7 protein-coding genes are annotated in these 7,107 nt (G+C 54.1%); 2 read left to right on the forward strand and 5 right to left on the reverse strand.

All coding sequences use genetic code 11. The features are described from left to right. Positions 1-28: 28 nt before the first annotated feature. From C0068_RS01640 to C0068_RS01660, 5 genes are all read right to left on the reverse strand, one after another. Positions 29-619: a Fic/DOC family protein gene (locus tag C0068_RS01640; protein WP_103682754.1), complete on the reverse strand. Its 591-nt coding sequence runs from the start codon at positions 617-619 to the stop codon at positions 29-31. 1 nt (position 620) lies between these two features. Beyond that, positions 621-779 (reverse strand): YhfG family protein, encoded by a 159-nt coding sequence (locus C0068_RS01645; protein ID WP_103682755.1) that lies wholly within the window; start codon positions 777-779, stop codon positions 621-623. Positions 780-916: 137 nt separating this feature from the next. Then, positions 917-1,855 carry a nucleotidyl transferase AbiEii/AbiGii toxin family protein gene (locus tag C0068_RS01650; protein WP_158249894.1) on the reverse strand — a complete coding sequence of 313 codons (939 nt, stop codon included), beginning with the start codon at positions 1,853-1,855 and terminating at the stop codon, positions 917-919. Further along, positions 1,855-2,580 carry a DUF6088 family protein gene (locus C0068_RS01655; protein WP_103682757.1) on the reverse strand — a complete coding sequence of 242 codons (726 nt, stop codon included), beginning with the start codon at positions 2,578-2,580 and terminating at the stop codon, positions 1,855-1,857. Before C0068_RS01655 ends, C0068_RS01650 begins: the two co-directional genes overlap by 1 nt. A 207-nt stretch (positions 2,581-2,787) precedes the next feature. Then, positions 2,788-3,891: a site-specific integrase gene (locus C0068_RS01660; RefSeq protein ID WP_233208705.1), complete on the reverse strand. Its 1,104-nt coding sequence runs from the start codon at positions 3,889-3,891 to the stop codon at positions 2,788-2,790. Positions 3,892-4,126: 235 nt separating this feature from the next. Here C0068_RS01660 and C0068_RS01665 point away from each other — a divergent pair, with 235 nt between their 5' ends. Next, entirely contained in the window at positions 4,127-5,218 is a 1,092-nt protein-coding gene (locus C0068_RS01665; protein ID WP_103682693.1) for an AAA family ATPase, read from the forward strand. Positions 5,219-5,231: 13 nt separating this feature from the next. Continuing rightward, positions 5,232-7,107: S8 family peptidase (locus C0068_RS01670; RefSeq protein ID WP_103682758.1), on the forward strand; the 1,876-nt coding region annotated here is incomplete at its 3' end.

The raw sequence follows: 7,107 nt of genomic DNA on the forward strand, positions 1-7,107 counted from the left end.
GGTGCAATCGTTGCGCTTCCTTGGGGTGTTACTCACCAATGCAGCGGTCAAAAATCATCGCCAATTTCCGGTAATCACAGTCGACAGCCGCGATGTTCGCCTCGATCCATTCGTCTTGGTTGATAGGGCTCCAATCGACCTCAAAGCCAACATTGATAATCAGGTGTTCGAACAACAGGCGCAGCGCGCGACCATTGCCTTCGCGAAAGGGGTGCAGCATGTTCAGTTCGCCGAAGCATTCAGCGACATCGCTTATCAGCTGGCCGCGTGATGCGTTAGCTAACCATTGTTGCTTTGCCAATTGCCGGAAAAGCCGCTCCCCTTCAGGCGCAATTCTGGACGCAGTACAAAACCGCGTGCGGCCTTTGCTGATATCCGTCTTGCGGATCTCGCCGGCCCACGGGTAGATCGCCTGGAATAAATGATGATGGAGCGTTTTGAGGTAAGTGAAATCGTACGGAGGTGGCTGAAAGTCGAGGGTTTCGGCAGCGGCAAGGGTCAGGGCAATCTCCGCCTCGGACAAGGCCGCATCATCCTGGAGGTTGAGGTGATTAATCAGCACCGACGTACCGGGATAGCAGTCGGGGTCGTGCTCTACGCCGTATTTGTCGCGCGCCACACTAGGCTTTAACCTGCCAGACGGACTGAGAAGTTACCCGGGTCTGCTTGCGCTCCCCTGCTGCGGGATCCAGACCTTCAAGACGGAGGCTGGCGGCATAGTTGCGACGACGCACCTTAGCAAAATAGGCCTTCTTTTCTTCGAGCGTCTGGAATTTCATTGCTACATCGCCATTGCAGTGATTGCTGCCATTTTAGCACATTTTTTGACGGCTTTGCTGATGGATCTAACGTGGTACCGATTCTTAGAAATGTTGGCTTATTCGAATTGTGCACGTCATCGATTGCCGGGCACACATTAGCTTAAAAAGGCGATAGCGCGTTCAATTTCCTCCAAGCCTGGCAACTCTCCGTAGACCAAATCGGAAAAGCTTCCCAGGTAGGTATTCTCCAGCGACGCTTTCCATTCGGGAAACTGCGCAAACAGCGGTGCACTGCTAAGCGGTTGCTCCAGCCAATGGCAATTGTCGAAGTTGCCTTCGATTTCATCGCTGATACAGACCTTGCACAGCACCTCAAAGTCTTCGCTCTGGATAAAGTCCCGCTGTTCCGGCTGCCGCAAAATAAGGCAGATGTCGTAGAGGTGCCGGATACGACGAGAGAGCTGCGCGATAGGGTCATCGTGATAGCTGTCTTTGATCAGTCCTAACAGTTTTTCTACGAGCGTGCGACGGATGGATAAAACTTGGATAGAGAAGGGCTCAAGGCCATATTCTTCAATCAGATCGTGGCGATCCTGAGCAATAAGCGCGTCCGCAATCAAGCTCTGAAGGCATCGAGCTTCGTGCGGCTCAGGATGAGTAAACGCATTGACCTCAATCATCAAATGCGGGGAGGCCTGGCCAAAACCGTGTCCTTCCAGAAATCGAGGGTAGGCATAGACCGTTCGCCGAAAGGATGAGCCCTTGCTTACCCTCGTATCGTCGATGGCGTTGAGGCCGCAATTGGCCGCGGTCTCCACATCTTTGATACGTTGTTTGATCGCGTTGCCGCTGAGTCCTACAGACAACACCGCCAGATCAATGTCCTCCGAAAACCGCTCAATGAGACGGTACGCCTTCGACAGGGAGGTGCCGCCCTTGAAAACAGCGTACTGGGCATGAGGCGAGGCGGAGAGGTGCTTCAGCGCATTGGTTACCCAATAGTCCTTTTCTACATAGACTTCAGGTAAGCCAATGCGCTCAGCCGCGAAGGCAACCAGCTCAGCAAAGGTATCGGGGGCGTCATGAAGGCGCACTATCTGATATTCCACATTCTGGCATGCGGCCACCGCTTTTCATCGACACCCAGTTTATAGACCGTCGTGGGATTGAGCGAAGTCGCGAAATCCTCAGGCAGGGCCAATTTCAAATTGGAATACACCAAGCCCAATAGCGCCTTGGTCTGCGGCGTGTAGTACGCCTCCGCCAAGGCGAGCAAACCACGCTGGTCATTGACACTGAGCTTTGCGATCAGGTCATTCATTGTCACCAAGGCGTCGTCCACCGTCGTATCTGAAATGCCTTTGATGTCTTTCAGCACATCGAGATATTGCAGTAGTGTCACGTTGTCCTCGGTTACCGGCGCACGGGCGATCACCGTTTGCACTTTGATCGTTCCGAAGTCCCGCGATTGCCGGCCGCCATTCAGCGCCACCGTCACGGTACGGGGAACCTGGGTGCTCAGGCCCAGCCGATTAAACAGAGATTGCCCGGTGACATAGCCGCGAAGCCGCCCATTCTTGTAGAGGAAGGCGCGGATTAATTCGCTGTCGGCAGGCTTACGTGGCCCCAGAGCGCCCTTCCTAGGGAGGTAAAATTTGCCTTTGGCGAAGCGCGCCAAGCGCTGCTCTTTGACCAGGCGATTGACCGCCTTGACTACGGCGGTGGGCGACGAAAAGTAGTCGGGCAGCACCTCGTACCCGAAAATCTGGCCTTCAGGCATGGCGCGAATGCGATTTTGTACCGCCTGTGCAACCGTCATGGGCGTACCTCCTTACGCCATTCAATGTACCACCAACCCTGCACTCGTCGCAAGTTTATCGTGTTATAAACATGACATTGCCGCCAGGGTGGGAGCGACACAACATCCCTGCATGCGGCGCCCGCTTGACCAGGCGCGCCCCTGCCAGCACCGGACTTCGCACACAGTGCGCCACCCTTTCGGCCGCGCATTTTGGCAACGCTTTGCTCAGATCGACCTATTACCCGCGCCCTTTATAGAAGGAGACCCGTCGGGGTGCGATGCGATGCCAGAGCCCATTGCGCCGGTACGCCCGATATCGTGAGACACGGACAACGGTTGAGTTTCCTTCTCGGCGAGGTCATTGGCCAAACGCTGATTGGCCTCCAGGTAGGCCACCGCACTGCGGATATCCTTCCACTTCACCCAGTCCATCAGATCTCGCACATCGGCCTGATGCGCGATGGCATGATTGGCAAAGCCCCGGCGCAGCGAGTGGGTAGAGAAGCCCGCGGCCTCCATGGCGGCCCGAGCGAGGGCGCGCTTCATCAGCTCCAGTACACTATTAATATGAAGCGGCGCGTCGCTCGCATGCCCCCAGCGCCCGACTTTCACAAACACCGGCCCTTCATCGGCCATCATCGCCGCCCGCCAGCCAAAGAGTGCGGTCACCGGGCAGAGTTCTTGCATCTCATGAAGGGTCCAACTCCGACCCTCGGCGCCGCGGTCGCCCTTGGACGCCGGCAGGAACACCTCCAGGGTGCGAATCGGCCGGCCGGTCTTTGCGTCTCGACCCTCGCCAAAGGTCAGGTATTCCCAGCGCAGATTCACCAGCTCATCAGAGCGGAAGGCACACCAGAACCCCAGCAGGAAAAAGGCCTTGTCCCGTCCGGCGCTGCGGGTCTGCGCCAGACTCTGTTTCGGATCATCCAGCTGAGCGGCCGCCACAATGGCGTCGTCGCAGGCCTGGACAACGCGGACCAGGTGATCCCGGCTCAGCGGGACCGCCTTCTTCGGCGCCTTGCGGTAGCGACTTCGCGCCCCTTTGAGTACGGTTTTCACCAGGCTGTCCTGAGTCGGATTCGGGTAGCCCATTTCCTCATGCCAGGTGCCGAGCAGCGACACCCGTTGGCCCACGGTAGAGACCGCCAGCCCTTCCTCCAGCGAAAACGCGATATAGTCGGCGATCGCCGTGAGGCTGGCCGGCAACAGGCCGCCAAAGGTGTGCTCGAAGTGGCGCACCGCGCCGTCGGCCGCCCGCAGGGTATTCTGCCGCAAACCGGCTTCTTTCAGGGCCGCGACACTGACGCCCTCCCGCCGTGCTCTTTCCACCTACCACTCCCCGCTTTTTCGTTCCGCTCGGTCTACATGTGATAATACCATTTTCCCCGCCTTGCCACGCATCCAACCCGCAGATCGCATGAGTTGTGACAAATAAGTGCTGAAAGTGGAAGTAATAGCCATCTATGTTGATTTCTAACTACATGTAATTATGTACTTTATAATTCTCAGTGACTAGAATGATGCATAAACACACAATCTAGTCACTTATAATGGCGTAAGCAGTATGCAACCCAATGAAACGCTGGAAATCGCAAGGCTGGCATTAGAAGGCAAGCCTTCCGACGTGAGGCTCTACATCGCCAAACTGGTGCGGAAAGCGCGTAGGACAGACCCGGATTACGCGTCAAAACTCGAGGCGTTGCTGAAATCGGAGACCTCCAGGTCAAACGGGGTCTTGCGGAAAGGGCGCCACCCTGAGCAGGAGATCCCTGAAAAGTTAGAGCTGGCACTGCTTCGGCGGTATCATGGCGCGCCTGTGGCAGCGCCACTCCTCGACAGCGCCGTAAGCGATCAGCTGCAGCAGATATTGATGGAAAGGCGTCATGCGAGTCAGCTCGCGCTCAAGGGCTTAAGCCCTGCCAGTGCATTAATCTTTCAAGGACCGCCAGGGGTCGGCAAAACCATGACGGCGGGTTGGTTGGCTCAACAACTCGACCTGCCTCTCTATGTGCTGGATCTTACGGCGGTGATGAGCAGTCTGCTAGGGAAAACCGGTAGCAACCTGCGGTCGGTCCTGGACTATGCGAAAAGTCATCCTTGCGTTTTGTTTCTTGACGAGATCGACGCCATTGCAAAAAAACGTAGCGATGACTCCGATGTTGGCGAACTCAAGCGCCTCGTAAACGTGCTTCTACAAGAGATCGAAAACTGGCCAGATCAAGGGTTATTGGTGGCCGCCACAAATCACCCCGAGCTTGTCGACCCTGCTTTGTGGCGCCGGTTTGATCTGGATGTCACCTTTAGTTTGCCGAATGACGAAAATATCAAGAAAGCGGTCATCGAATTCCTTGGCGATGACCGCGTTGAATTCACAAATTACCTGGATTTACTGGCCGACAGTCTGAGGGGCGAATCGTATAGCAATATTAAACGAGCTATTTACAAACTTCGCAAAATGAAGCTGATCAACCCTGAGGGATTTGAGAATTTTGGCATCCAGCAATTAATTCCCAATATCGATACGCTTTCGCGGCAGGAACGAATAACGCTAGCGGTTAAACTTGTCTCCCAGCATGCCTTTCCAAAACAACGCGCCGCTAAACTTCTCGGCGTGAGCAGGGACACCATTCGCAAGAAATTGGGCGAGAACGAATAATAAGGACATTATTATGGCGAAAAAGACAAACTACCTGATCGGCAAGGCTGAAGAGCTGGCAAAAATAACGCCGCCACCTAAAATTAACCCTCAGAGTAGAGACCTTTACACCATCAACGAGGTAGTGGCGAGGCTTCGACCACAGCTCGAACACGTCAACAAGGAATTTTCAACGCTTGATGCCGATCTTTGCCCACGGGGATACGCCGTCGCGGAAATGACGCTGCATCCATCGTTTATAGCAAAAGGCCACTATCCAAAGCAGCTGCTCCGTGACATGGGGGTAAGGTCTATTGGCAGCAAGGCGACTGAGGTCAAGCCAGACAAATGGATGAGAAAAGGCGCGCCACAGCCATCCCCATCGACGAGCCTTTTTATTGCTGGGAAAATCACAAATTTTGAAGATTATGCCAATAAACTTCAAGGCATTACGGAAGAGTCGCCTTTTTCTGAGGACTTAATGAAGGTCTGGCGATTTAGCAGTGTTTCCGCAGCGTCAAAGCTAAAACAGAACGAATCCTCCAAGCCGGGATATTTTGAGGTCGGGATACAATTCATACCGGGCGGCACCTCCGAGTTTATTAAACAATCCTTTCTCGCTTATGCGCATAAGCTGGGCTTCCAAAGCAAGGATGAGTTGTCACTGGAGGTATCAAGTTTATGGTTTATTCCCGTAATAGGCGATCCAGATAAAGCGATCGAGCTTGCACGTCACTCCTTCGTGCGGGTTGTAAGGCCGATAGCGCCTCTGCGGTCATTCCGGCCCCTGGTGCGCTCGCTGCCAGGTTCAGCGATGGCCAAACTACCCACGGCACCGCCGTTGGCATCAGATGTGCGCGTCGCTATTCTAGATGGAGGGCTTCCTGAAACTCACGCGATTAAGCCGTGGCTAAATGAATACAAGCTGTCTGATTCAGCGTCGTCAGACTACCCAGGTGGCACGGATCACGGCCTGGGCGTGACATCGGCATTTCTATTTGGGCCGCTACCCCACGAGAGTGAGGCACCTCGACCGTATTCATTTGTTGATCACCATCGAGTTCTAGATTGCGATATTGATACCGAAGATCCGCTTGAGCTATATAGGACGCTAACCCATATTGAGGATATCTTAATTTCCCGCCAATATGAGTTCTTAAACATCAGCCTCGGCCCTGATCTACCGATAGACGACGATGAGATTCATCCATGGACATCGATGTTGGACTCCTATCTCGCAGATGGTGAAACCTTATTAACTATAGCCGCGGGCAATAACGGGGAAAATGATGAATCGCTGGGGTTGAATAGAATACAAGTGCCCTCCGATAGCGTAAATGCGATAGCTGTCGGCGCTTCAGATAGAATGAATCAGAGTTGGCAAAAAGCGAGCTATAGTGCAAGCGGGCCAGGGAGAGCGCCAGGTAGAGTAAAGCCGGATCTGCTCGCCTTTGGCGGCTCTCATCATCAATACTTTCATGTTTTAAACTCCTCAGCCATCCCAGAAATTGTTCCGCAACAAGGCACCAGCTTCTCCGCGCCCTATCTTTTGCGAAAGGCGGTCGGCATTCGCGCCTTATTTGGCCACGATATTTCTCCTCTTGCGATAAAGGCGCTACTGATCAACTCCGCCCAGCGAAACGAACAAGAGCAATTTCAGATTGGCTGGGGAAAAGTGATCGATGAGGTTGAAGACTTAATACGATCCCCATCAGGCGTCGCAAAAATACTGTACCAGGGCGAACTCCTACCTGGGAAATATTTGAGAGTCCCGCTACCGATCCCCAAAAGCGGAATTAACGGAATGGTTCGCATTAGGGCGACCTGCTGCTTTTCAACCCACGTTGACCCTCAAGACACGTCCATGTATACCAAGGCAGGTGTTGAAATAGCGTGGAAGCCCAAAAAGG

It is taken from the genome of Zhongshania marina, assembly GCF_002915595.1.
Taxonomy (GTDB): domain Bacteria; phylum Pseudomonadota; class Gammaproteobacteria; order Pseudomonadales; family Spongiibacteraceae; genus Spongiibacter; species Spongiibacter marinus_B.

Coding starts and splice junctions, on each gene's coding strand:
- C0068_RS01645 (WP_103682755.1), bottom strand. CDS start 779: ATGAAATTCCAGACGCTCGAAGAAAAGAAGGCCTATTTTGCTAAGGTG.
- C0068_RS01655 (WP_103682757.1), bottom strand. CDS start 2,580: ATGACGGTTGCACAGGCGGTACAAAATCGCATTCGCGCCATGCCTGAA.
- C0068_RS01665 (WP_103682693.1), top strand. CDS start 4,127: ATGCAACCCAATGAAACGCTGGAAATCGCAAGGCTGGCATTAGAAGGC.